The sequence below is a fragment of the Ensifer sp. Root558 genome (assembly GCF_001427045.1).
GTDB classification, from domain to species: Bacteria; Pseudomonadota; Alphaproteobacteria; order Rhizobiales; family Rhizobiaceae; genus Ensifer; species Ensifer adhaerens.
In genome coordinates this window covers 197,549-220,241 of record NZ_LMGC01000037.1, presented here as the reverse complement: position 1 = coordinate 220,241, position 22,693 = coordinate 197,549, and the positions used below count along the sequence as shown (strand labels likewise).

The following is a 22,693-nucleotide window of genomic DNA, read 5'->3' as shown; positions in this document are numbered from 1 at the left end:
CTCCTCCTCCAGCGCCGCCATGTCGTTGTTGGCGTAGCGGAAGCGCCTGGCCTTCGACAGCCGCACGCCGTCGATGATCGAGGCGTGGTTGAGCGCATCGGAGATGATCGCATCCTCTTCGCCGAGCAGCGTTTCGAACAGGCCGCCATTGGCATCGAAACAGGAGGAATAGAGGATCGTGTCTTCCAGCCCGAGGAAGGACGAAATGCGTGCCTCCAGCTGTTTATGCTCCTCCTGCGTGCCGCAGATGAAACGCACCGAGGCCATGCCGTAACCGTAACGGTCGAGCGCCTGCTTGCCGGCCTCGGCCAGCTCTTCACTGTCGGCAAGGCCNTCGAGGCGTGGTTGAGCGCATCGGAGATGATCGCGTCCTCTTCGCCGAGCAGCGTCTCGAACAGGCCGCCATTGGCGTCGAAACAGGAGGAATAGAGGATCGTGTCTTCCAGGCCGAGGAAGGACGAAATGCGTGCCTCCAGCTGTTTGTGTTCCTCCTGCGTGCCGCAGATGAAACGCACCGAGGCCATGCCGTAACCGTAACGGTCGAGCGCCTGCTTGCCGGCCTCGGCCAGCTCTTCACTGTCGGCAAGGCCGAGATAGTTGTTGGCGCAGAAGTTGAGCACCCGCTCGCCCGAGGCGACCTTGATCTCACCTGCCTGCTTCGAGGTGATCACACGCTCCGACTTGTACAACCCAGCCGTCTTCAGGCCTTCGAGTTCTGAACGGAGATGGGTGAGGAAGCGATCACTCATTCAGACACGTCCCTCGGCTCGATCGACAGCGACGACAGGCGGGAAGCCAGTGCGGCACAGGGCATCGAGACCTTCGAGATCCAATCGCTCAAGACCCAGTTCCGGAAGGAGGTCGTTCTCGCCTTCGAAGTCCCGGCCGTACATGGCCGAGAAGATGCGGATACCGGCCTCGTGCAGGTCTGCCGGGCATCCGGCAAGGCGCGCGAGCTGCGCAGTGACGACCAGACCGAAGGGAACATCCTCCGTCACGTAGCGGCTGTCGGCCGTCGCAGGACCCGTGCCGTTATGTCCGGCCTCATGCATTTCCTGGTTCATCTGCGAGATCGTGCTGACCGGCACATGGAACGACAGGTGGAAATGCTGAAAAATGTCGCGCACCTTCAGCTGCAGCTTCTCGGCGACGGCCAGGCGTTCGAGGTCGAGCGTCTCCAGGAGACGACCGATATTGGGGGTGACGTTCTGGGCCTGGACCCAGGTCTCGCCACGCTCCATGCGCGACATGTTGCCGAGCGCGATCCCGAGGTGGTTTTGCGGATTGAGGTTCGAAAGCGCGATCGCCAGCAGGCTGCCGCGGTCGACAAAATGTTCGCCGAAAAGCGCCGTGCAAACCGCATGGCCGCGCGCACTTTCCGATGCCGGAACGGTCGCGAGGTCGACCTGCTTGCGGATGGTGTTCACCTGCACCAGCGCAGGGCCGAGCTTCCGGCCGCTGACGATCGTCGTGCCCCAGGCAACGATCGGCAAGGTGATGCCGCGTGCTGCCAGAAGCGACGAGAGATAAAGCGCTCCGAACGAGGTGTGCGAGCTGAAGATCACCACTTGTCCGGCAGTCAGATGCGGCGCGATTGCGTCCAGCACGAAGCGGTGACCATAGGCCGGCAGCGCGATGAGGATCGCATCGGTATCGTGGACGAGATCTTCCGCACTCTCGGCAACGGCCGGAAGGAAGGTGCCTTGGATGGCACCCTCGGCCGTCAGGCTCTTTCCGTCGGCAAGTGCCACAGTCCCGGTGCCGGACGGCGACCAGAGCGTTGCCTTGTGTCCCAGTTTTTCAAGAAGTGCAGCGGTGCCGAAGGCAATAGAGCCAGCACCTGCGATACCTACGCGCATGTCGTTTTCCACTTTCATTGATATCGGGTAACGGGCGCAGCTGGGCGCCCGCTGTCGAGGTGTTGCGGCTAAGCCGCGTTTCGGGCGGGGATGAGCGTCGTCGCTTCGGACGACCAGCCGACCCAGATGTCGTCGCGGCTGAGGCCTTCCACCTCGCTCGGATGAACGAGCGCGTTGAGCAGATGCCCCTCGCCGATCTCAACCTTGAGCGATGTGTGGTTGCCCTTGAAAACGCGCTGGCGGATGCGCCCCTTTACCCGGTTGGCGACACCCGGCTCCTGCGCCGAACATTGGATCGCTTCCGGCCGCAGGACGACATAGATCGCGTCGCCCGCCTTGGGAGAAAGCGCGCCGGCCGACGCCCTGATCGTCATGCCGTTCCACCGCACCGCCGCTTCGCCGGCGTCAGTGCCGACGACGTCGGAATGCAACAGATTGGTTTCGCCGAGGAAGGTCGCCACGAAGGCGGAACCGGGGCGCTTGTAGAGGGTCGCCGGGTCGCCCATCTGCTCGATCCGGCCATTGTTCATGACCACGATCGTGTCCGACATGGTCAGCGCTTCCTCCTGATCGTGGGTCACGAACATGAAGGTCTTGCCGGTCTGCTCCTGGATCGCCTTGAGCTCGATCTGCATCGTCTGGCGAAGCTTGGCGTCGAGGGCGGAAAGCGGCTCGTCCAGAAGCAGAACGTCGGGATCGGGCGCCAAAGCGCGCATCAGCGCGACACGCTGGCGCTGGCCGCCCGACAGCTCGGACGGAAGGCGGCCGGCAAAATCCTGCAGCTGCACGAGCTCCAGAAGCTCCGATACGCGCCTCTGGATCTGGCGGTTGTCGACGCCCTTCAACTCCAGGCCGAAGGCGATGTTCTTCGCGACCGACATGTGCGGGAACAGCGCGTAATCCTGGAACACGATGTTGACGTTGCGCCGGTTCGGCGGAACCATTGTCACGTCGCGGCCGGAAAGCAGGATGCGGCCCTCGGTCGGCGTTTCAAATCCGCCCAGCATGCGCAGCGTTGTCGACTTGCCGCAGCCGGAGGGGCCGAGCAGGGTGACGAACTTGCCGCGCTCGATGTTGAGATTGAGATTATCGACGGCGACAAAGCTGCCGAAGCTCTTGCGGATATTTTCAAACTGAACAACCGGTTGCATCAGCGGATCCTCGAACGACGTGTGAGATATTCTGCGTAGAGCCCGACCACGGCCGTCACGACCAGGACGAGCGTCGCCATGACGTTGATCTCCGGAGACATGCCGGACTGCACCCGGGCGAAGATCAGCATCGGCAGCGTCGGGCGATAGCCGCCGAGGAAGAAGGTGCGGACGAAGTCGTCGCTCGACAGCAGCAGGCAGAAGATCATGCCGCCGAAGATGGCCGGTCCCAGATAGGGAAGCGTGACGCGGAAGAAGGTGACGATGCTGTCGGCACCGAGATCGCGCGCGGCATCGACCAGATTGCCCGGCATCGAGCGCAGCCGCGTCAGCACCATGACCACCACGAAAGGCACGGCGTGGACGACGTGGCCGAGGATGATGGCGACCGTGCCCGTCGGCAGATCGATGGTGGTGATGAAGATGCGCAGCGAAATCGCCGAGATCATGCCCGGCACCACGGCCGGTAGGCAGGCCACCGCAAAGGCCACGTATTGAGTGGCCCCGCGCAGCGACCCGATCAGCATCGCGATCCAGACACCGATTACCGTCGCGATGGCGGTCGTCGCCGCGGCGATCATGATGGTGTAGAGACAGGCGTCCAGGAACTGCTTGTCCTGAATGACCTTGGCATACCAGTCGATCGTCAGGTTTCCGAGCGGAAACGAAATGAAGCTCGCATCCTTGAAGCTGACCGCCACCATCAGCGAGAGCGGCAGAAACAGGTACAGGACAAACAGCCAGTAGAAGGACTTGAGGGCCAGCCCGGGCCAATCGTGAAACAGGGCGCGCATCAGAATGTCCTTTGCTTCGAGCCGCCGACGAACCGCATGAACAGACCGACAGTGACGAGGGATGCGGCAAGCATGACCATCGCGAAGGCGGCACCGGCCGGCCAACGGCTGCTGGCGCCGTGGAAGAAGCTGCTGATCGTTTCGGAGAACATGCTGGTGGTCGGCCCGCCGAGGAGAATGGGAGCGGCAAACACGCCCATGCAGGTGAGGAAGACCAGCGAGCATCCCGACACGATGCCGTCGCGCGACAGCGGCAGGATGATGCGGCGAAAGCGCGTGAACGGCCCTGCCCCGAGATCGGCTGAGGCATCGAGCAGCGACTTCGGGATCTTCTCGATCGCCGAATAGAGCGGCAGCAGCATGTAAAGGCAGACCATGTAGACGAGGCCGAAGCTGATCGAAAACGAGGTGTAGAGCATCTGGATCGGACGCTCGGTCAGCCCGATTTCCCTGAGCAGCACGTTAACGGCACCGCGATTGGCGAGAAGCATGATGACCGAGAAGATGCGGATGATCTCGCCGGCCCAGAACGGGGCCAAGAGCAGGAGCAGCGCCCGTGACCTGTTGCCGGTCGCAACCACCTTCGCCACGTAATAGGCAACCGGATAGACCACGACCAGAGTGACGGCCGTTGCGATGGAGGCATAGATGAAGCTGCGCAGCAGCGGCATCCAGTAGAGCTTTTCGCTGAAGAAGAGCGCGTAGTTGTCGAACGTGAATTCGGCCTCGACGCCCGGCTGCGGCGGATAGCTGGACAGGAGGCTGATGCGCAGCATCTCGTAGATGGGGCCGATATGCATCATCAGCATCCAGACGACCGGCACGCCGGCCAAAAGCAGGATGCGTCCGTATCGCCACTCGGCGACCGCGCCCAAGGTGTAGCGATAGAGCGGTGAGTTGATCACCCTCGAGACACCGGTCGAGTATTTCATGTGCGCAGCACGGACGGGGAGACCGCCACCTGCCGTATGTGTTCCCACGGCCATTGAATTATCCCAAAGCTTGTCCGCGACCCGACGGGCGTTGGCAGAACATGCGTCACCGTTCTGACCCCGCCGCCACGGCGAGGTCAGTCAGTCAGTCATCGCAATGCGATTGCTTAGGCCGCTTTCAGTTCGGCGACGGCGCGATCGATGATCTCGTTCTTCATCGAGCGGTTGAGCGAGCTGAAGAAGGTGACGCGCTCGAGCTCGTCCTGCGGCAGGGTCGATGCCAGCCGCTCCCTCTCGTCGAGCAGCTTGTCGACACCCGATATCGTCGAGCTGAAGCCGGAGGTGCGCGTCATCGCCGCCCCGACCTCGGGGTTCGCCAGGATCGCGTCGAACAGCTTGTAGGCGTTCTCGGCGTTCGGCGCGTTGTTGACGATGTCCAGCGTGTAGCAGAAGCCGTAGGTGCCTTCCTTCGGCACGGAGAGCTTGACCGGCACGCCGTCCATGATCAGCTTGGCAGCCGGGCCCGACCAGGCCTGCGCCAGATGGATGTCCTCGTTGATGAACATCTGCTGCACTTCGCTGGCCGCATCGTAGTATTTGCGAACCATGTGCTTGTGCTTGATCAGGTGGTCGCGCGCTTGGCTGGCGGCCTTCTGGGCCTCCTCGACCTTGTCGGTGTAGGTGACGAAGTCGCCGTCATGGCCCAGATACTTCATGGTGATCGACATGAAGTCGCCCGCCATATAGGCGGTCAGGCCTTCGTACTTCTCGTCGAACATGATGCCCCAGCTGTCGGCCTCCGACACGTAGTCGGTGTTGCGCACGAGGCCTTCGTAGCCGGCAAGGATCGGCAATCCCCAAAGGTTGCCCTCGAAGCGCGCCCAGGCGGCGTCCTGATAGGCGGGGTTGAGGTTCGCCCAATTACGCAGCTTTGCCGTATCCAGCGCCTGCACCAGCTTGGAGCCGATGAACTGGCCGTAGCGGTGGCCGGCGACCGTCACGATGTCCGTGGTCGGGTTTGCGCCTTCCGCCGTCAGCAGGTTGTACTGCTTGCCCTGGTCGTCGGTCAGGCGGATGCGAACCTCGATGCCTGTGTCCTTCTGGAACTGCTCGATGAAATCCTGCGGCAGGAACTTGTCATAGGTGGTGATGTTGAGAACCGAGCTCTCAGCACGCGCCGACCGGATGAGGTAAGGCGCGGTGAGCACCGTTGCACCGCCTGCCCCCAACAGCTTGAGCGCGTTCCTGCGATTGATCTTCTGCCCGATAATCATTTGTTTCTCCTCTCGCCTCCCAGCGTGACTTGATGGCGCCAGAGCGCGCATACGCGCTTCTGATCCCGTCGCCGATCGCGCAGCCGGATCGATCCAGTTGCAGCCTGCATAAAGATTGGCGCAGCAAATTTGGTCCGTCTAATTGTTTTTGAGCCTGCATCCATTCCAAAAGGTTATAGCCCAGAATTTAAGCCGGCACGGCAAACGGCGATATTTTGCGGGGGTCTTGGTCGGCCGGATTGTCAACCTCCGCGCGCAAAGCTAGGGTATGGGCAAGTTTGCCCCGAATGAAGTTATGAAATGAAGCGCGCACCGAACCTGCGACAAATCGAGGCTCTTAAAGCCGTGATCGAATGCGGCACGGTCAGCCGTGCCGCGGAAGTGCTGCATATCTCGCAACCCGCCGTGAGCAAGCTCCTGGCGCATCTGGAAGAAGATACGGAGCTTGAACTCTTCGACCGCATCAAGGGGCGGCTCATTCCTTCGGAGCATGGCATGCGGCTCTACAAGGAGATCGATCGTGTCTTCGCCGGCATCAAGCAGATCGAGCGCGCCGTCGACCTGATCCGGCGCGAGGAACTGGGGCAGATCTCGGTCGGTGTGATGCCGGCGCTTTCCGGCCTCTTCATCAGCGACACCAACAAGCGCTTTCTTGCCGGGCATGGCGACGCCTACATCTCGGTGGTGATCCGCAGTTCGCAGTTCATCGTCGAATGGCTGCTATCCAAGCAGGTCGATATCGGCCTCATCAACCGCAATACGGACAACCCCTATATCGAGTGCGTTCCCTTGCGCGGCGGAGACCTCGTCTGCATTGCGCCGCGCGACCATCGCTTCGCTGCGAAACAGGAGATCGTGCCCGCCGATATCCACGGCGAGCCCTATATCGGCTTTGCAGCGGACAACCGCATCCGGCAAAAGATCGAAAGCACGCTCGATGTCTATGGCACGCGGTTGAACTACATCATGGATGCGACCCTTGCGCCGGCGGTATGCGAAATGGTCGCCAACGGACTGGGGATCGCCATCGTCGATCCGGTGTTCGCCTTTGGCCAGCGCGACCGGCTGACAATCAAGCCGTTTCTCCCCAGCATTGCGTCGGATCTCAGCCTCTGCTGGCTCCGCGAAACGAGAAACCGCCACCTGGTCGACGCCTATGTCGAGGCGACCCGCGCCACGGTGCAGGATATGCGGCTGGCGATGGAAGCGAACTGAGGCCCTGTCGGCGGCGCGTCGGAATTCGCGGCTTTACAAGCCCCGCTCCACAGCCGAGATTGTGGCCCCGACAGAATGGTGAACCATGCCGTCCGCTCCCCTCCTCGTTGACGCATTTTCCGAAGCACACATTCCCGAGATGCTCGACTGGTTTTCGAGCCTGGAGGCGCTGGTGCAATGGGGCGGCCCCGGCCTCGCCTTTCCGCTGGAAGCGGCACAGCTCGAAGCGATGCTCGCCGGAACCAAAGGTGCCGAACCTGAGCGCTTGATGTTTGCAGGCGTCGTCGACGGCAAGCTCGCCGGCCATGCGCAGGTAGCGCTCGACTGGGCAAACGGCGTCGGCCGCCTCGCCCGGGTTGCCATCAATCCACGCATGCGCGGCCAGGGCCTCGCCCAGCCTTTCCTCAGCGAAGTGACCCGCCGCTTTTTCGCCGACCCCGCCTTCGAGCGGCTGGAGCTCAACGTCTACACGTTCAACGAGGCGGCGATCCGCACCTACCGCAGCCTCGGCTTTTACGAGGAGGGCGTTAGACGCTCTTCCGCAAAGGTCGGGGATGCCAGGTGGGACACAGCGATCTACGGCATGCTTAGAGGCGAATGGGCCGACCGCACCGCCGCCGCTCAGTAGGGCAAGCCGACATAGTTCTCCGCCAGCGCCGTTTCTGCCGCCACCGAATGGGTGAGGTAGTCGAGTTCGGCTTCCTGGATGCGCTGGTCGAAATCACCGGTATTCGGAAAACGGTGCAGCATCGTCGTCATCCACCAGGAGAAGCGCACGGCCTTCCAGACACGCGCCAGCGCCCGCGCAGAGTAAGCGTCGATGCCGGCATTCGAGCGATCCTGATAGTGTTCGAGCAGCCCCTCGAAGAGATAATGCACGTCGCTGGCGGCAAGGTTCAGACCCTTCGCGCCCGTCGGCGGCACGATATGGGCGGCATCGCCAACCAGGAACAGCCGGCCGAAACGCATCGGCTCGGCAACGAAAGAGCGCAGCGGCGCGATTGATTTTTCAAAGGACGGTCCCGTTACCATTGCTTCGGCATGATGCGACGGCAGCCGCCGGCGAAGTTCGTCCCAGAAGCGCGTGTCCGACCAATCCTCGATCTTTTCGCTCACCGCGCACTGGATGTAGTAGCGGCTGCGCGTCGTCGAACGCATCGAGCAAAGCGCGAAACCGCGCGGATGGTTGGCATAGATCAGTTCGTGGTCGACCGGCGGCACGTCGGCGAGAATGCCGAGCCAGCCGAAGGGATAGACCTTCTCGAAGGTCTTGAGCGCCTTTTCCGGTACCGACTTGCGGCTGATCCCGTGAAAGCCGTCGCAGCCGGCGATGAAGTCGCAGTCGATGCTCTGCGCCGTGCCATCCTTCTCGAAGGTCACATAGGGCAGATGACCGTCGAAATCATGCGGTTGGACATTGGCCGCCTCGTAGATCGTGACAGCCCCTGAGCGCTCGCGATGCTCCATCAAGTCGCGCGTCAGCTCCGTCTGGCCATAAACCATGACGCGCTTGCCCCCGGTCAGTTGCCTGAGATCGATGCGGTGATCGCGGCCATCGAAGGCGAGCGAGAAGCCGTCATGCGGCAGGCCCTCCTGATGCATGCGCGCCCCGGCTTGAGCGCGATCCATCAGGCCGACCGTGCCTTCCTCCAGCACGCCGGCGCGCACGCGCCCCAGGATGTAGTCCTTGCTGACACGGTCGACAATGACATTGTCGATGCCCGCTTCCATCAGCAATTGCCCGAGCAAAAGCCCTGACGGGCCCGACCCGATGATGACCACCTTGGTGCGCATGCTCTCCTCCGGAATTGCTCTTTGTCAGAATTGTCTTTTGGCAAAATCTGCGCCGGGCCGGCTTCGCTCTCAATGGACAAATCCGCCATGAAATTGCACAAATCGAACATGGCTTCAGGATGTGCTGCATGAGGAAGACGGTTCCGACCTACGAACTCTACGGCGAAAAGACCGGAGAACGGCCGGATTTCTGGCTGCATTGCGAAACTATTCCGTCACGAAGCAGCCTCTACCACTGGGAGATCGGGCTGCACCGGCACGAGAGCTTCTTTCAGATCTTGTACATTGCCAGCGGCTCCGGCGATGCGGTCTTTGGCAACGCAGTCAACATGATCGAACCGCCGATGGTCATTACCGTTCCGCCGGCGCTAAGCCACGGCTTCCGCTTCTCGCGCGACATCGACGGCTTCGTCTTCACCATCCTCGCTTCGCACTTGAAGACAGCGCCCGGCGAGCGCAGCCGCCTTGGCGCCTGGCTCGCCATCCCGCACCTGATCCGGCTCGACGGCGGCGAAGATGCTGCCTACATCGCAGCAACCCTCACACGTCTTGCCAGGGAATGGGAAACCAGCCGTGGCAACCGCGCCGATCTTCTGGACGCCTACCTGACCGCCGCGCTGACGCTGACGGCCCGTCTCGACGAGACGAGCGACGACCGGGATGACAGCAGCCAGAGTGAAAACGAGCGGCGGGTCCAGCGCTTCCAAGCGCTTTTGCAGCAGCACCTCCGCTCGCATTGGCCGGCCGCCGCCTATGCCCGCGAACTTGGCCTGTCGCAAACCCATCTCAACCGGATCACGCGCGCCGTTGCCGGCCTCAGCGCGCACGAGATGATTTCGCGAAAGCTCGTCGGCGAAGCAAAGCGCGAGCTCGTTTTCACCCGCGCCAACGTCCAGGAAATCAGCTTCCGCCTCGGCTTCGCAGACCCCGCGTATTTCTCCCGCTTTTTCCTGCGCCAGACGGGCGTGACGCCCCGCGCCTGGCGGCTTGCGGAACGAGACAGGCTCGGTGCGTAGGAAGGCGGGGTCAGGGCGCCGCGGTCCAGTCCTCGACTCGCAAGCCGGGCACACGATCGAACTCCCGCCGGTTGTTGGTCACGAGGATCAAGCCTTGAGACCGTGCATGACCCGCGATCAACTGATCGTAAGGCCCTATCGGCGTGCCACTGCGGGCGAGTTCGGCGCGCAACTGTCCGGTATGGCTGGCTGCCGCCTGATCGTAGTTGAGAACCTCAAGACGCGCGGCAAACCCCTCTATGACCGATAGGTTACGCTCGGGCATTGCGGATCTTTCCGCGCCGTAGATCAACTCCATCAGGCTGACCGAGCTGATGCACAGTTGGCCGTGATGCCTGTTGAACGCCTCACGAACCTGCTGCGGCCGGTTCTTGACCGTGTAGATGCAGATATTGGTGTCGAGCATGTATTTCAACATCAGAGTGGCTCGCGTTCCTGGGCCTCCGGCTGCTCTCTCTGCACCATGAAATCGGCTGTGACGAGCTCGCCGTCGAACCAACTGTCCCAGGCCTCGCCTGCGGGTGTAATGATGCGCGTTCGCCCCACCGCGACGATATCGACGCGTTTGACGTCCTCCGGAAGCGCTACGGCCCTCGGCAGCCGGATCGCCTGACTACGATTGGTGAGAAAAACTGCGCCCTGTTCCGACATTGTCGCCTCCGGGATATACCTTGAATATATCCAAGATGGTTTCAGCCACAGGATATGTCAATGGGATATACGCGACCTTTCGCGGCTGCCGATCGCAGTTCTGCGAGGCCGCTTTGTCACGTTCGGTGCCACTGCATCCCCACCTCGACGATCCAAAAAGCTTTTTGCAACGACTCAAAACGGGAGCAGAATCAAGATCGGGTCCGAGGGGGATCCGGAGGAAATACGGAGGAAGACATGGCAGTACGCGATCCGTCGCCCTCGTTGTACAACGAGGATCTGGCACCGGCCGAGGAGCGCCGGTGGGGCGCTTTCAGCATCTTCAATGTGTGGACATCCGACGTGCATAGCCTGTGGGGATACTACCTCGCAGCAAGCCTGTTCCTGCTCTGCGGCAGCTTCATAAACTTCGTCATCGCGATCGGCATCGGCTCGCTGGTGATCTTCTTCCTGATGAGCCTTGTCGGCAATGCGGGCGTACGCACCGGCGTGCCCTTCCCCGTTCTCGCCCGCGCCTCCTTCGGTACCTTCGGCGCCAACGTTCCGGCGCTGGTGCGCGCCGTCGTCGCCTGTTTCTGGTACGGCGCCCAGACAGCGGCTGCCTCCGGCGCGATCGTGGCGCTTCTCATTCGCAACGAAAGCATGCTGGCCTTCCATCAAAACAGCCACATGCTCGGCCACTCGACGCTTGAGGTCATCTGCTACGTCGTCGTCTGGTCGCTGCAATTGCTTATCATCCAGCGCGGCATGGAGACCGTTCGCAAATTCCAGGATTGGGCAGGCCCGGCCGTCTGGATCATGATGCTGATCCTTGCCGTCTACCTGATCGTCAAATCAGGGACGTTCTCGTTCGGTTCGGAAATCCCGCGCGACGTGCTCGTCGAAAAGACCAAGGACGCAGGCGTTCCGTGGGAGCCCGGCAGCTTCCCGGCGCTGGCCGCGGTCGCCGCCACCTGGATCACCTACTTCGCAGCGCTCTATCTGAACTTCTGCGACTTCTCGCGCTATGCAACCGACGTGAAGACGCTACGCAAGGGCAATCTCTGGGGCCTGCCGATCAACCTGCTCGCCTTCTGCCTGGTCGCCGGCGTGACGACGACCGCCGCCTTTGCCGTCTATGGCGAAGTGCTGCTGCATCCGGACCAGATTTCGGCGAAATTCGACAGCTGGTTCCTGGCGCTGCTTGCAGCCCTTACCTTCGCCGTCGCGACGCTCGGCATCAACGTGGTGGCGAACTTCGTGTCGCCGGCCTTCGACTTTGCCAACGTCTTTCCGCGGCAGATCAACTTCAAGCGCGGCGGCTACATTGCGGCGCTGATTGCGCTGATCCTCTATCCGTTCGCCCCTTGGGAAACGGGGGCTGCGCATTTCGTCAACTTCATCGGCTCGACGATGGGGCCGATCTTCGGGGTGATGATGGTGGATTATTATTTGATCCGCCGCGGCCAGCTGAATGTCGAAGCACTCTATCACGAGGAGGGCGAGTTCCGCTTCCAGGGCGGCTGGCACGGCAGCGCCTTTATCGCCTTTGCCATCGGCGCGCTGTTCTCCTCGATCCTGCCGACCTTCACCAACATCCTGCCCGCCTGGTGGGGAATCTATGGCTGGTTCTTCGGCGTCGCCATCGGCGGGGCGATCTACTACGTCTTAAGGATCGGCGCACGCAAGCCGGCCTTTGCGGCCTAGTTATTGCGCAGCATGCCCGGTTCAACACCGGGCATGCTGTCGCATTTTCAGTTTTTCTTCGGGAGGCCGAGGATTTCGCGAACGCCGTTCTTGGTGAAGGGCTGCGCCAGTTGTGCCAGGAAGCCTTGGGCGATCTGGCCTTTGATGCCGATGTTAGTGGAGGACGGACGGTCAGGGTTGTAGTACGTGCCGAACAAAAGGTCCCAGACCACGACGTTCTCGCCGTAGTTCATGTTGCCTTCGCGAAGGTCCTTCGAGTGATGCCAGCGGTGCAGCCGCGGCGTGCTGAAGAGATAGTCGAAGGGGCCGGTGCGCATGTCGACGTTGCAATGGGTAAGAATGCCCATGAAGGCCGTGACCGCGCCGAGCCACCAGAAAACGTGCAACGGAGCGCCCAGGCAATAGAGCGGGATCTGGCTCATGGCGATCTTGAACAGCGAATCGGCCACGTGGAAGCGGCCGGTATTGATGACCCAGAGCCGAACGACGCTGTGATGCAGCGCGTGAAACCGCCAGAAGAACAGCTTTTCGTGGGCGATCCGATGCGACCAATAGAGGCCGAATTCGGCAACGACCACGGCGATAGCCACCTGAAACACCATCGGCCAATCCGATGGCCAGAGACCAAACTTGAGCGCTGCGAGCGGCTGCAGGATGTTGGCGGCATACATGGGAAAGACGGCGGCGATCAGGCCAGCCGCCTGCAGCAGGCCCTTCGTCGCCAGCGTGTGGCCGATATCGTTCACCGTTTCGCCATCCGATTGCAGCCAGCCCCGCTCGTAGGGAATGTAGCGTTCGAGAAGAAACAAGATGAAGACGGCAGCCGCATAGACCGCCACGAATCCGACCATAGGCTCTGCGCTCGCGAACGCGTAGTAGGCGCCGAGCAGTCCACCGAAAAGCACCAGCGGCCAGGACAGATACCCAAGCACTAATCTGAAAACCTGTCCGAGCCTCGACACGGTGGCTCTGCGCTCTGCCTTCATCAACGATGCTCCATCCATTCAAGCAGTTCCCGGCATGTGCGCGGCCGACCGTCGCTGACGCGTCCGTTGCTGCATGCATCCAGGCGATGGTCCTGCTCGGACCAGCCGCCTCGTCCATGCCGGTACATGCGTCTGATCTCGGCGCAGGTTCGCGGCGTTCCATCACTTAGCCGACCATCACGACAGGGATCGTACAAAGGCTGCACGGTCCGATACGGATTGTCCGCAATCCACATTCCCTTTTCTTCGGCATGGCTCGGGCTCGCGCTGAAGAGGATCATCCACATCGGTAAAATGGCCAGGCGCATCGACAACGTCCTTTGTTGAAACGTTGCACGAGCTTTGCGGGGGGTGGGTTGCACCAGCATTGCAGGAGACGGGAAGATGCAATCAGTCGCTTGCGGATGCAACCGCTCATTGACGATGAAAAGAGAATCCAGCATTCTCTTTTCATCGTCAATGGAAGCTGGACAGATGCGCGCCCCCAATCCCGAATTTTCGCAACAGGAAACGGACGACTTTTCCGCGCTGGACGCAACGGAACAGGCGCGTCTCGTCTCGACGGGCCAAGCCTCGCCGCTCGAACTCGTCGATGCCGCCATCCGGCGCATCGAGCGGGTCGAGCCGCACGTCAACGCCCTTGCATCCGCGAATTTCGACCACGCGCGCAAGTGCGCCGGAGCTCTTCGGCCGCACGCGGACATGCCGTTCCCGGGCGTACCGACCCTGCTCAAGGATCTGCTTGCCTATCCCGGCCATCAGGCCGGCTTCGGCTCTCGCCTCTTCAAGGGACAGCCCGCCCCAGCCGGATCGGATTACACGGACGCGATCGACACGGCCGGTCTGATCGTTCTTGGAAAGACGACCACATCGGAGTTCGGCCTGCTCGGCACCACCGAAACCCTCGCCCATGGCGCGACGCGCAACCCCTGGAATTTTGCCCTTTCGACCGGCGGCTCGTCCGGCGGCGCGGTGGCGGCCGTTGCCTCCAGCATGGTGCCGATCGCCCACGCGTCCGACGGCGGCGGCTCGATCCGTGGCCCCTCCTCGTTCTGCGGGCTATTCGGTTTCAAGCCGAGCCGGGACCGCACGGTGAATGCCGGCCTGCCGCCGGCGATGCCGACGGCGCGGCTGATCAGCGACCATTGCGTCAGCCGTTCCGTGCGCGACAGCGCCGCGTGGCTGGCGGCGACCGAGCGGCAGGACCTGGCGCGGCCAATGCCTGCGATCGACGATATGCGCCGCGGCCCGCAGAAGCGGCTGCGCATTGGCGTCTATCGCCATGATGTTTTCGGGCGCGGCGTGTCTGAAGCGGTCGAGGACGCGCTCAACGCGGCGATCACGTTGTGCACGGTTTTGGGGCACGAGGTCGTCGAATGCGCGGGGCCTGACGTCAACGCGCAGGAAACCAGCCGCGCCTTTTTCAATCTGACCGGGATCGTTCTGTCCGGCCTGTTCGACCAGGTCGCGGCCGCAATGGGCGGCGCCTTCGACGAGACCTTGTTCGAGCCCTACACGGTCGAGCTCGTCCGCCGCTCGAGGCGGCTGCCGGAGGCGGCAATCATGGAGGCGATCGGCGCGACGAAGAGGGCCGAGGCGAGCGCAAATCAGACGATCTCCGGCTATGACGTGCTGCTTTCGCCCACCGTCCCCTTCACGGCCTTTCCGCTGGGGACGCAAGGACCGACCGAGGATGCAGACCAACTCATCGCGTTTACGGAACGCCTCGCCGGCTTCACCAATGTGGCGTCCTTTGCCGGATGGCCCGCCATGTCGGTGCCGCTTTGCTGGTCGCGCGAGGGGCTGCCGGTCGGCTGCCATTTCGCTGCAGCAACGGGCGAGGACGCGCTGCTCTTCTCACTCGCCTTCCAGCTGGAAGAAGCTGCCCCCTGGCAACCAAGGCTCACCGAGCTTGCAGAAAGGCTCGCATGCCCCAGCGCCTGAAGCAGGAAGTGCGCGAGCGTCTGCTTGCGGCAGCGGCAGCGGTGTTTGCCGAGCAAGGGTTCGAAAAGGCCCGGCTGGCCGATGTGGCGGAACGGGCGGGTACGAGTTCGAGCAACATCTACAAGTACGTCGCCGACAAGGAAGCGCTGTTTTATGAGATCGTGACACCGGCGCTCGCCGGGCGATTGTTGCGCTTGCTGCGCGCCCGTGTACGAGAACTGCGATCGATCGGCGATTGGCTGCAGGCCGATGCTTCCGGATCCGAACGTGCCCGGGCGCTGCTGTCCTTCTGGATCGACCAGCGGCTCGTGGTGCTGATCCTGCTTCGCGGGGCCGATGGGACGCGCTACGCCCATGTCCGCAAGCTGATGATCCGGGAGATGGTGCGGCTGGCTTCCGGCTACCTGACCGACAAGGGCGGCGAGCAAGCCCTGACGCCTTTGATGGGTTTCATGCTCGAGCGAACCTTCACTCGAACGCTGGACACCATTGCCGATACGCTCAGCGAATACAGCGACGCCCCGTCTATCCAGTCGGCCATTTCGCTCTTCTGGCGCTACCAGCTTGCGGGGCTGCAATCGCTTCTGGACCCGGACGCGTTGGGCGGTGATCGTCAAGCCTTCACAGGCCCCGATCAGTCGTCCGAATAGCGCTCTTCGCGCCACGGGTCGCCGCGCATGTGGTAGCCGTTCCGCTCCCAGAAGCCGGGCATGTCGCCTTCGCGAAAATCGATACGCGTCAGCCACTTGGCACTCTTCCACAGATAAAGATGTGGAACGACGAGCCGCATCGGTCCGCCATGGGTGCGGCCGATCGGTTGGCCCTCCCAGTCGGTCGCAAGGATCGCGTCTTCGGAGGCGAAATCCGCAAGCGGCATGTTCGTGGTGTAGCCGTCATAACTCGTCAGCATGACATGGCTCGCCTCGGCCTTCGGCATCACCTGGTCGAGCAGATCATGTGTGGTCACGCCTTGCCAGCGGTTGTCGTAGCGCGACCACGTCGTCACGCAATGCATGTCGGAGAGACGGTCGCTCTGCGGCAAAGCCTTGAAGGCGGCCCAGTCGAGCGACAGGGGATGCTCGACGTGACCGGTGATATCGAGCCGCCAGCTTTCCGTCCGGATGATCGGCTGCTGGCCGAGGTCGAGCACCGGCCAGTCCTTGACCAGATGTTGCCCGGGCGGAAGGCGCTCGTCCTCGGGGCGCACGATCCGCCCCGTCAGGAACTTGCCATCGGCGGCCCAGCGCCGCTTCGTCGTCGTGAGCTTGGTTTCCGGCGGATGCGCGTCGTCGGTCATGATGCTCTCCTCCCCAACCCCGAATTCACTCGCCAAGCGAAAGTAAGAAGGGCGCGACGGCGGAAGGTCAAGCGCAGCTTCAAAAGTTGTTATCTCAGCACCAGCCGGAGCGCCGCTTGCGTTTCCTTGAGCAGCGGCAGGTAACGCTCGACCATCTCCGCTGCGGCCACGTGGGCTGCCGGCGCGCCGATGTTCAGCGCCGCAACGATCCGGCCGCGGTCGTTTTCGAGCGGCACTGCGATCGAACAGAGACCGAGTTCCAGTTCCTGATCAATCAGCGCATAGCCCTGGTCGCGCACACGGCGAAACTCGGCGATCAGGTCCTCCGGATCGGTCTTCGTATAGGGCGTGTTTGTCTTGAGGTTCGATCGGGAAAGGATCTCTCGTGCCTCATGCTCCGGCAGTGCCGCGAGCCATACCCGCCCCATGGAGGCGCAATAGGCCGGCAGGCGCGACCCCGTCGTCAGGTTGATCGACATCACCCGCTTTTGCGAGGCGCGGGCGATGTAGACGATCTCGGTTCCATCCAAGACCGAGGCCGAGGCGCTCTGCCCGGCGCGGTCGGACAATTGGTCGAGATAAGGTTGGATGATCGTCGGCAGCGGCGTTGCCGAGAGATAGGCATGGCCAACGCGCAGGATCTTCGGCGTCAGCGCGAAGAACTTGCCGTCATAGTCTGCATAGCCGAGCTCGGAGAGGGTCAGCAGCGACCGGCGCACCGTCGCCCGGTCAAGCCCGGTAATCTTTGACGCCTCGGCGATCGACAGTTTCGGCCGGGTTTCATCGAAGGCTTCGATCACTGCCAACCCGCGCGCAAAGCCGCTGACGAAGTCCGTTTCACGCATCCTTGCCTCCCAAATCATCGCCAACGATTTTGTGCGATATACGAACAAAAGTCAAATATCGCACAAAATATTTGACCGAGCGTTTCGATCGGCGCTTATTGGCATCCGGAAGAGGAAGGCGCCGGCTGCCCGTGGGGCGACGAAGGCCACGAACAGATCACTGAGACCAAGAGAGGAAACATGGCGAAGATCGTTTCGCTCGCCGAGGCTGTCGGCGACAATGTCAGGGATGGCGACACCGTCGCCATGGAAGGCTTCACCCATCTGATCCCCTATGCCGCGGGGCATGAGGTGATCCGCCAGGGTCGCAAGGACCTCTATCTGGTGCGCATGACGCCGGACATTCTCTATGACCAGCTGATTGGCGTGGGTGCGGCGCGTGGCATGAAGTTTTCCTGGGGCGGCAATCCCGGCGTCGGCTCGCTACATCGCTTCCGCGACGCCGTCGAAAACCAGTGGCCGCGGCCGCTGGAGATCGAAGAGCATTCCCACGCGGCGATGGCCAACGCCTATGAGGCGGGTGCCGCCAACCTGCCGTTTGCGACGCTGCGTGGTTACATCGGCGCCGACCTGCCGAAGGTAAACCCCAACATCAAGTCGGTCACCTGCCCGTTTACCGGCGAAGTGCTTGCGGCCGTACCGGCGATCCGCCCTGACGTCACGATCATCCACGCCCAGCGCGCCGACAGGAAGGGCAACGTGCTGATCGAAGGCATCGTCGGCGTGCAGAAGGAGGCGGTTCTTGCCGCCAAGCGCGCGATCGTCACGGTCGAGGAGATCGTCGACGAACTCGACCCTCCGTCGCCCAATTCCCTCGTACTGCCGAGCTGGGCCGTCACATCGGTTGCCCACGTTCCGGGTGGCGCCTTCCCGTCCTATGCGCACGGTTACTATCCGCGCTCCAACGCCTTCTACATCGGCTGGGACGAGATCGCCCGCGACCGCGATAGCTTCACCGCCTGGATCAAGGAAAACGTGCTCGACGCCGGGCCGGAAGATTTCGCCAAGCATGCCGGCAACAAACCGGCAAAAGCGGCCTGAGGGAGGATAGAATGAGCGACTTCACCCCTACCGAAATGATGACCATCGCCGCTTCCCGGACGCTTTCCAACGACGACGTCTGCTTCGTTGGCATCGGCGCGCCCTCGGCCGCCTGCAACGTCGCGCGGCTGACGCATGCACCCGATATCACGCTGATCTACGAGAGCGGCACGGTCGGCACCAAGCCGGATGTGCTGCCGCTTTCGATCGGCGACGGCGAACTCTGCGACACGGCCCTTTTCACCGTGTCGGTGCCGGAGATGTTCCGCTACTGGCTGCAGGGCGGGCGTATCACGACAGGCTTCCTCGGTGGCGCCCAGATCGACAAGTTCGCGAACCTCAACACCACGGTCGTCGGCCCCTATGACCACCCCAAGGTGCGTCTGCCCGGTGGTGGCGGCGCTCCGGAGATTGCCTCCAATTGCGGCCGCATCTTCATCACCATGGCGCTCTCCAGGCGCGGCTTCGTCGAGAAGCTGCCCTTCATTACCTCCATGGGCCACGGCGACGGCGGCGACCACCGCGAACGGTTGGGCATGAAGACCAAGGGACCGACGCGCGTCATCACCGACCTCTGCATCCTGGAGCCGCATCCGCAAACCAAGGAACTGACCGTCGTTTCGATCCATCCCGGCGTCACGCGCGAGCAGATCGTCGAGAATTGCGGCTGGGCGATCAGGTTCGCCGAGGAAGTGATCGAGACGCCGGCCCCGTCCGAACTCGAACTCAAGACCCTTCGTGACATCAACGCTCGCACCAAGAAGGCGCATCAGGGCGACAAGGAGGCTGCGTGATGGCCGAGGCTTTCATCTGCGACTACATCCGCACCCCGATCGGCCGGTTCGGCGGCTCACTCTCATCGGTCAGGGCCGACGACCTCGGTGCGGTCCCACTTCGCGCTCTGATGGAGCGTAATGCCGATGTCGACTGGGACGCCGTCGACGACGTGATCTTCGGCTGCGCCAACCAGGCGGGCGAGGACAACCGCAACGTCGCGCGCATGTCGCTGCTCCTGGCCGGCCTGCCGGTCGGCGTCTCCGGCACGACGATCAACCGGCTTTGCGGCTCCGGCATGGATGCGGTCATCACGGCAGCCCGCGCCATCAAATCGGGCGAAGCCGAGCTGATGATCGCCGGTGGCGTCGAGAGCATGTCACGCGCGCCCTTCGTGATGCCGAAGGCCGATGCCGCCTTTTCGCGCAACGCCGAAATCTACGACACGACCATCGGCTGGCGCTTCATCAATCCCCTGATGAAGAAGCAATATGGCGTCGATTCCATGCCAGAGACGGGCGAGAACGTCGCGGCTGACTTTCACGTCAGCCGCGAAGACCAGGATGCGTTTGCTGTGCGCAGCCAGGCAAAGGCAGCGGCCGCGCAGGCCAATGGCCGGCTGGCGAAAGAGATCGTTTCGGTGACGATCCCGCAGCGCAAGGGCGAGCCCGTTATCGTCGATCGCGACGAGCACCCCCGCGCAACGACCATGGAAGCGCTTGCCAAGCTCGGCACGCCCTTCAGACAAGAAGGCGGCACGGTGACCGCCGGCAACGCCTCCGGCGTCAACGATGGCGCAACGGCCCTGATCATCGCCTCGGAAGCGGCAGCGAAGAAATACGGCCTCAGGCCGATCGCCCGCATCCTCGGTGGGGCTACCGCCGGCGTACCGCCGCGCATCATGGGCTTCGGCCCGGCTCCGGCATCGAAGAAGCTGATGGCCCGCCTCGGGCTCACGCAGGCGCAATTCGACGTGATCGAACTCAACGAGGCCTTCGCCTCGCAAGGGCTCGCCACGCTTCGCGATCTCAGCATTGCCGACGACGACCCGCGCGTTAACCGCAACGGCGGCGCGATCTCACTCGGCCACCCCCTCGGCATGTCTGGCGCCCGCATCACCGGCACGGCGGCACTCGAACTGCACGAGACCGGCGGGCGCTATTCGCTGTCGACCATGTGCATCGGCGTCGGCCAGGGCATCGCCGTGGCGCTAGAACGGGTCTGACCACGGAAAAAGTACCGTATGAAACGCAAAGAGCCCGGCCTTTTTCCAAGGCCGGGCTCTTTGCTTTTGGGTGCTGCGTCGGTCGGCGGGCGATAATCTGCCTTCCGATCACTCCGACCAGATCGCGACGTCGACCGGGCCGAGCTTGCGGCCACCGACATGGAAGGTTGCGCCCGCAGACGCCGGCACGTCCACGGCCGTCTTGCCGTAGTTGAAGGCGAAAGTGAGCTTGCCGCGGCGGGTGATGCGCAGATCGCCAAGATCGGCGAGCGCCTCGACCGAAGCCCAGCCGAGCGCATCGCCAATCACCTTGTCCAGGAGCTCGCCGCGTGCACCCGTTGCCATGTAGCGTGCCTTGTCGTTGCCGACGAGCGCCGGAGCGCCATTGCGATAGTCGCCCTCGAAGGTCGCAAGCACGGTTTCGTTGGTGCGAACCGTCTCGCGCCAGACGCCGGCCGGATAGGTCTCGTTGCCGTAAAGCACACTCTCGCCGTGGAATTCCGGCAGCGACTCGACACGCGCGACGCTGACGTCGATCAGCGCGGCGAGCGGACCCGGCGGCAGGCCCTCCGGAATATGCATGTCCTCGGTCTTGCTGCCACTGCGCGGTCCGAAAAGCACCTTGGCACCCGACGCCGCAAGCTTTTGAACGAAGGCCTGTTCGGGGATCACGAGGTCGGGTGCCAGCACCAGCTGGTAGCCTTCGAGGTCCGAGTGCTGGCCGATGATGTCGACATCGACGCCGAGGCGGGCGACGGTCGAATACCAGTCGAGCGCGATCTGCGAAGCCAGATAGGTGCGGCCCTGCGGCAGCGCCCGGGTCGCCCAGCGCGAATTGTAGTCGAGCAGGATCGCGACTTTCGCCTTCTCGCGGCGCTCGCCCTTCGGCAAGCGCTTCATCTCATCGGCCACCTGCGCGACTTCGAGATAACCCTGGTCCGCCTCGCTGTTCGGAAGCAGCAGGCCGGCATGGAACTGTTCCTGCGCAAACGGCACCTGGCGCCAGCGGAAATAGGACACCATGTCGACGCCATGGGCATAGGCGAGCCACGTCCAGAGCCGGACCATGCCGTCGGCCGGCGACTGATTGTGCGAGGCCCAGTTTACCGGGCCCGGCTGCTGCTCCATCACCCAGACACGACCGTTGCCGACGGCCCGGTAGAGATCGTGGTTGAAGGCCGGCTGGTCGGGATCGCCGACGCGCAGATACCGGCCCTTGTCTTCCGAGGACAGACGGCCATTGAGCAGGCCACCCATCGGATAGACGTCCCACGACGCGATATCGATGTCCTCGCCGACCTTGTAATGGTCGAAGTCGGTGTTCTGCGACATGAAGTTGTGCGTCACCGGACGGCCCGGCGAGTGCTTGCGGATGATGTCGACCTGCGCCTTGTTGAAGCTCTTCACCTGGTCTGAGGAGAAGCGGATGTAGTCGACGATATGGGTCGGGCTCGGCTCTTCGACGAGGTTGTTCGGAAGCTCGACCTCGTCGAAGCTCAGATAGTTCATCGCCCAGAAGGCCGTACCCCAGGCGCGGTTCAGCTCCTCGACCGTGCCATAGCGGGCCTCAAGCCATTCGCGGAAGGCGCGCAGCGCCTCGTCGGAATAGCTGTAGATCGTGTCGTGGTCGCCATACTCGTTATCGGTTTGCCAGGCATGGACGAAGGCGTTTTTGCCGTAGCGCTCGGCCATGGCTTCGGAAATCCGCGCCGCCTCGATGCGGTAGCGGCGGCTGGAGAAGCAGTAGTGACGGCGGGCGCCGAACTTGCGCACCACACCCTTGACGTCGACGGGCAGGATGTCCGGGTAGCGGTCGATCAGCCACTTCGGCGGTGCGGCGGTCGGTGTTCCCAGAATGACCTTAAGACCGGCCTTGCCGAGCACCTCGATCGCGTCATCCAGCCACTCCCAGTGGAATTCGCCGGAGCGGGGCTCGATCTTCGCCCAGGCGAATTCGCCGATCCGCACCCAGGCAAGGCCGAGCTCGACCATGCGGCGGGCATCCTCTTCCCATTTTTCGCTCGGCCACTGCTCCGGATAGTAGCAGACGCCGAGTTCCAGCATGTCCGTCTGCTGTTCCTTGGCGTTGAAGCGGTTCGATCTCGTCAGGGGCATGTGCACGGGTTCCGGTCCTTCGTCATGTCTTACGGCCGGTTGGGTCCGACCTCGGGTTTTGTCTGTGCGCCCTGGAATATAAACGTTTATATTC

The 22,693-nt window shown here is 62.7% G+C and carries 24 protein-coding genes; 9 read left to right on the top strand and 15 right to left on the bottom strand.

The annotated features are described in order from the left end of the window. The 7 genes from ASD63_RS32010 to ASD63_RS31985 all read right to left on the bottom strand — a co-directional run. A partial coding sequence (locus ASD63_RS32010; protein ID WP_280138320.1) for an aminotransferase class I/II-fold pyridoxal phosphate-dependent enzyme occupies window positions 1-312 on the bottom strand: 312 nt, incomplete at its 3' end. Between the two features lie 22 nt (window positions 313-334). After that, window positions 335-749 (bottom strand): aminotransferase class I/II-fold pyridoxal phosphate-dependent enzyme (locus ASD63_RS34670; RefSeq protein ID WP_156624209.1); only part of this gene is annotated, 415 nt, incomplete at its 3' end. Then, the gene (locus tag ASD63_RS32005; RefSeq protein WP_200953562.1) at window positions 750-1,859 is read right to left on the bottom strand and encodes an NAD/NADP-dependent octopine/nopaline dehydrogenase family protein; all 1,110 of its coding nucleotides are present in this window, start codon (window positions 1,857-1,859) and stop codon (window positions 750-752) included. A gap of 68 nt (window positions 1,860-1,927) precedes the next feature. Next, on the bottom strand, window positions 1,928-3,010 hold the full coding sequence (locus tag ASD63_RS32000) for an ABC transporter ATP-binding protein (protein ID WP_060530477.1): 1,083 nt from the start codon (window positions 3,008-3,010) through the stop codon (window positions 1,928-1,930). Next, on the bottom strand, window positions 3,010-3,804 hold the full coding sequence (locus ASD63_RS31995) for an ABC transporter permease (protein ID WP_060530476.1): 795 nt from the start codon (window positions 3,802-3,804) through the stop codon (window positions 3,010-3,012). The genes ASD63_RS32000 and ASD63_RS31995 overlap by 1 nt, the downstream gene beginning before the upstream one ends. After that, window positions 3,804-4,790 carry an ABC transporter permease gene (locus ASD63_RS31990; RefSeq protein ID WP_060530475.1) on the bottom strand — a complete coding sequence of 329 codons (987 nt, stop codon included), beginning with the start codon at window positions 4,788-4,790 and terminating at the stop codon, window positions 3,804-3,806. Before ASD63_RS31990 ends, ASD63_RS31995 begins: the two co-directional genes overlap by 1 nt. Before the next feature lie 113 nt (window positions 4,791-4,903). Next, entirely contained in the window at window positions 4,904-6,010 is a 1,107-nt protein-coding gene (locus ASD63_RS31985; RefSeq protein ID WP_060530474.1) for an extracellular solute-binding protein, read from the bottom strand. A gap of 300 nt (window positions 6,011-6,310) precedes the next feature. On the opposite strand from ASD63_RS31985, the gene ASD63_RS31980 reads away from it, so the two are divergent. Continuing rightward, window positions 6,311-7,225 carry a LysR substrate-binding domain-containing protein gene (locus tag ASD63_RS31980; RefSeq protein WP_034805874.1) on the top strand — a complete coding sequence of 305 codons (915 nt, stop codon included), beginning with the start codon at window positions 6,311-6,313 and terminating at the stop codon, window positions 7,223-7,225. Window positions 7,226-7,310: 85 nt separating this feature from the next. Continuing rightward, on the top strand, window positions 7,311-7,853 hold the full coding sequence (locus ASD63_RS31975; protein ID WP_060530473.1) for a GNAT family protein: 543 nt from the start codon (window positions 7,311-7,313) through the stop codon (window positions 7,851-7,853). Here ASD63_RS31975 and pobA read toward each other — a convergent pair. Continuing rightward, on the bottom strand, window positions 7,847-9,019 hold the full coding sequence (pobA, locus tag ASD63_RS31970; RefSeq protein WP_060530472.1) for a 4-hydroxybenzoate 3-monooxygenase: 1,173 nt from the start codon (window positions 9,017-9,019) through the stop codon (window positions 7,847-7,849). The two genes, ASD63_RS31975 and pobA, sit on opposite strands and share 7 nt — an antisense overlap. A gap of 128 nt (window positions 9,020-9,147) precedes the next feature. Here pobA and ASD63_RS31965 point away from each other — a divergent pair, with 128 nt between their 5' ends. Continuing rightward, window positions 9,148-10,035 carry a helix-turn-helix domain-containing protein gene (locus ASD63_RS31965; RefSeq protein ID WP_060530471.1) on the top strand — a complete coding sequence of 296 codons (888 nt, stop codon included), beginning with the start codon at window positions 9,148-9,150 and terminating at the stop codon, window positions 10,033-10,035. Between the two features lie 10 nt (window positions 10,036-10,045). Here ASD63_RS31965 and vapC read toward each other — a convergent pair whose 3' ends face one another. Together vapC and vapB are read right to left on the bottom strand one after the other, a co-directional pair. Then, complete coding sequence (gene vapC, locus ASD63_RS31960; RefSeq protein ID WP_060530470.1) at window positions 10,046-10,453, bottom strand: tRNA(fMet)-specific endonuclease VapC; 408 nt, start codon at window positions 10,451-10,453, stop codon at window positions 10,046-10,048. After that, complete coding sequence (gene vapB / locus ASD63_RS31955; protein WP_034805861.1) at window positions 10,453-10,686, bottom strand: type II toxin-antitoxin system VapB family antitoxin; 234 nt, start codon at window positions 10,684-10,686, stop codon at window positions 10,453-10,455. Before vapB ends, vapC begins: the two co-directional genes overlap by 1 nt. Window positions 10,687-10,923: 237 nt before the next feature. On the opposite strand from vapB, the gene ASD63_RS31950 reads away from it, so the two are divergent. After that, window positions 10,924-12,372 (top strand): NCS1 family nucleobase:cation symporter-1, encoded by a 1,449-nt coding sequence (locus ASD63_RS31950; protein ID WP_060530469.1) that lies wholly within the window; start codon window positions 10,924-10,926, stop codon window positions 12,370-12,372. Between the two features lie 47 nt (window positions 12,373-12,419). On the opposite strand, the gene ASD63_RS31945 is transcribed toward ASD63_RS31950, so the two are convergent. Next, window positions 12,420-13,358: a sterol desaturase family protein gene (locus tag ASD63_RS31945; protein ID WP_060530468.1), complete on the bottom strand. Its 939-nt coding sequence runs from the start codon at window positions 13,356-13,358 to the stop codon at window positions 12,420-12,422. Beyond that, window positions 13,358-13,801: a hypothetical protein gene (locus ASD63_RS31940; RefSeq protein ID WP_060530467.1), complete on the bottom strand. Its 444-nt coding sequence runs from the start codon at window positions 13,799-13,801 to the stop codon at window positions 13,358-13,360. Before ASD63_RS31940 ends, ASD63_RS31945 begins: the two co-directional genes overlap by 1 nt. A gap of 31 nt (window positions 13,802-13,832) precedes the next feature. Here ASD63_RS31940 and ASD63_RS31935 point away from each other — a divergent pair, with 31 nt between their 5' ends. Both ASD63_RS31935 and ASD63_RS31930 read left to right on the top strand, forming a co-directional pair. Further along, a complete protein-coding gene (locus ASD63_RS31935) occupies window positions 13,833-15,302 on the top strand; it encodes an amidase family protein (RefSeq protein WP_060530488.1) in 1,470 nt (489 codons plus the stop codon). After that, window positions 15,287-15,952, top strand: coding sequence for a TetR/AcrR family transcriptional regulator (locus tag ASD63_RS31930; RefSeq protein WP_060530466.1), 666 nt, complete (start codon window positions 15,287-15,289; stop codon window positions 15,950-15,952). The genes ASD63_RS31935 and ASD63_RS31930 overlap by 16 nt, the downstream gene beginning before the upstream one ends. Here ASD63_RS31930 and ASD63_RS31925 read toward each other — a convergent pair. Together ASD63_RS31925 and ASD63_RS31920 are read right to left on the bottom strand one after the other, a co-directional pair. Then, a complete protein-coding gene (locus tag ASD63_RS31925) occupies window positions 15,937-16,599 on the bottom strand; it encodes a sulfite oxidase-like oxidoreductase (protein WP_060530465.1) in 663 nt (220 codons plus the stop codon). The genes ASD63_RS31930 and ASD63_RS31925 overlap by 16 nt on opposite strands. 89 nt (window positions 16,600-16,688) lie before the next feature. Further along, on the bottom strand, window positions 16,689-17,444 hold the full coding sequence (locus ASD63_RS31920; RefSeq protein ID WP_060530464.1) for an IclR family transcriptional regulator: 756 nt from the start codon (window positions 17,442-17,444) through the stop codon (window positions 16,689-16,691). Window positions 17,445-17,624: 180 nt separating this feature from the next. Here ASD63_RS31920 and ASD63_RS31915 point away from each other — a divergent pair, with 180 nt between their 5' ends. The 3 genes from ASD63_RS31915 to pcaF are packed head-to-tail and all read left to right on the top strand — an operon-like array spanning window position 17,625 to window position 20,484. Next, a complete protein-coding gene (locus ASD63_RS31915; protein WP_060530463.1) occupies window positions 17,625-18,485 on the top strand; it encodes a CoA transferase subunit A in 861 nt (286 codons plus the stop codon). 11 nt (window positions 18,486-18,496) lie between these two features. Then, window positions 18,497-19,279 carry a CoA-transferase subunit beta gene (locus ASD63_RS31910; RefSeq protein WP_060530462.1) on the top strand — a complete coding sequence of 261 codons (783 nt, stop codon included), beginning with the start codon at window positions 18,497-18,499 and terminating at the stop codon, window positions 19,277-19,279. After that, window positions 19,279-20,484 carry a 3-oxoadipyl-CoA thiolase gene (gene pcaF, locus ASD63_RS31905; RefSeq protein WP_060530461.1) on the top strand — a complete coding sequence of 402 codons (1,206 nt, stop codon included), beginning with the start codon at window positions 19,279-19,281 and terminating at the stop codon, window positions 20,482-20,484. The genes ASD63_RS31910 and pcaF overlap by 1 nt, the downstream gene beginning before the upstream one ends. Window positions 20,485-20,592: 108 nt before the next feature. Here the strand turns inward: pcaF and ASD63_RS31900 are convergent, their stop codons facing one another. After that, a complete protein-coding gene (locus ASD63_RS31900; RefSeq protein ID WP_060530460.1) occupies window positions 20,593-22,605 on the bottom strand; it encodes a beta-galactosidase in 2,013 nt (670 codons plus the stop codon). Between the last annotated feature and the right edge of the window lie 88 nt (window positions 22,606-22,693).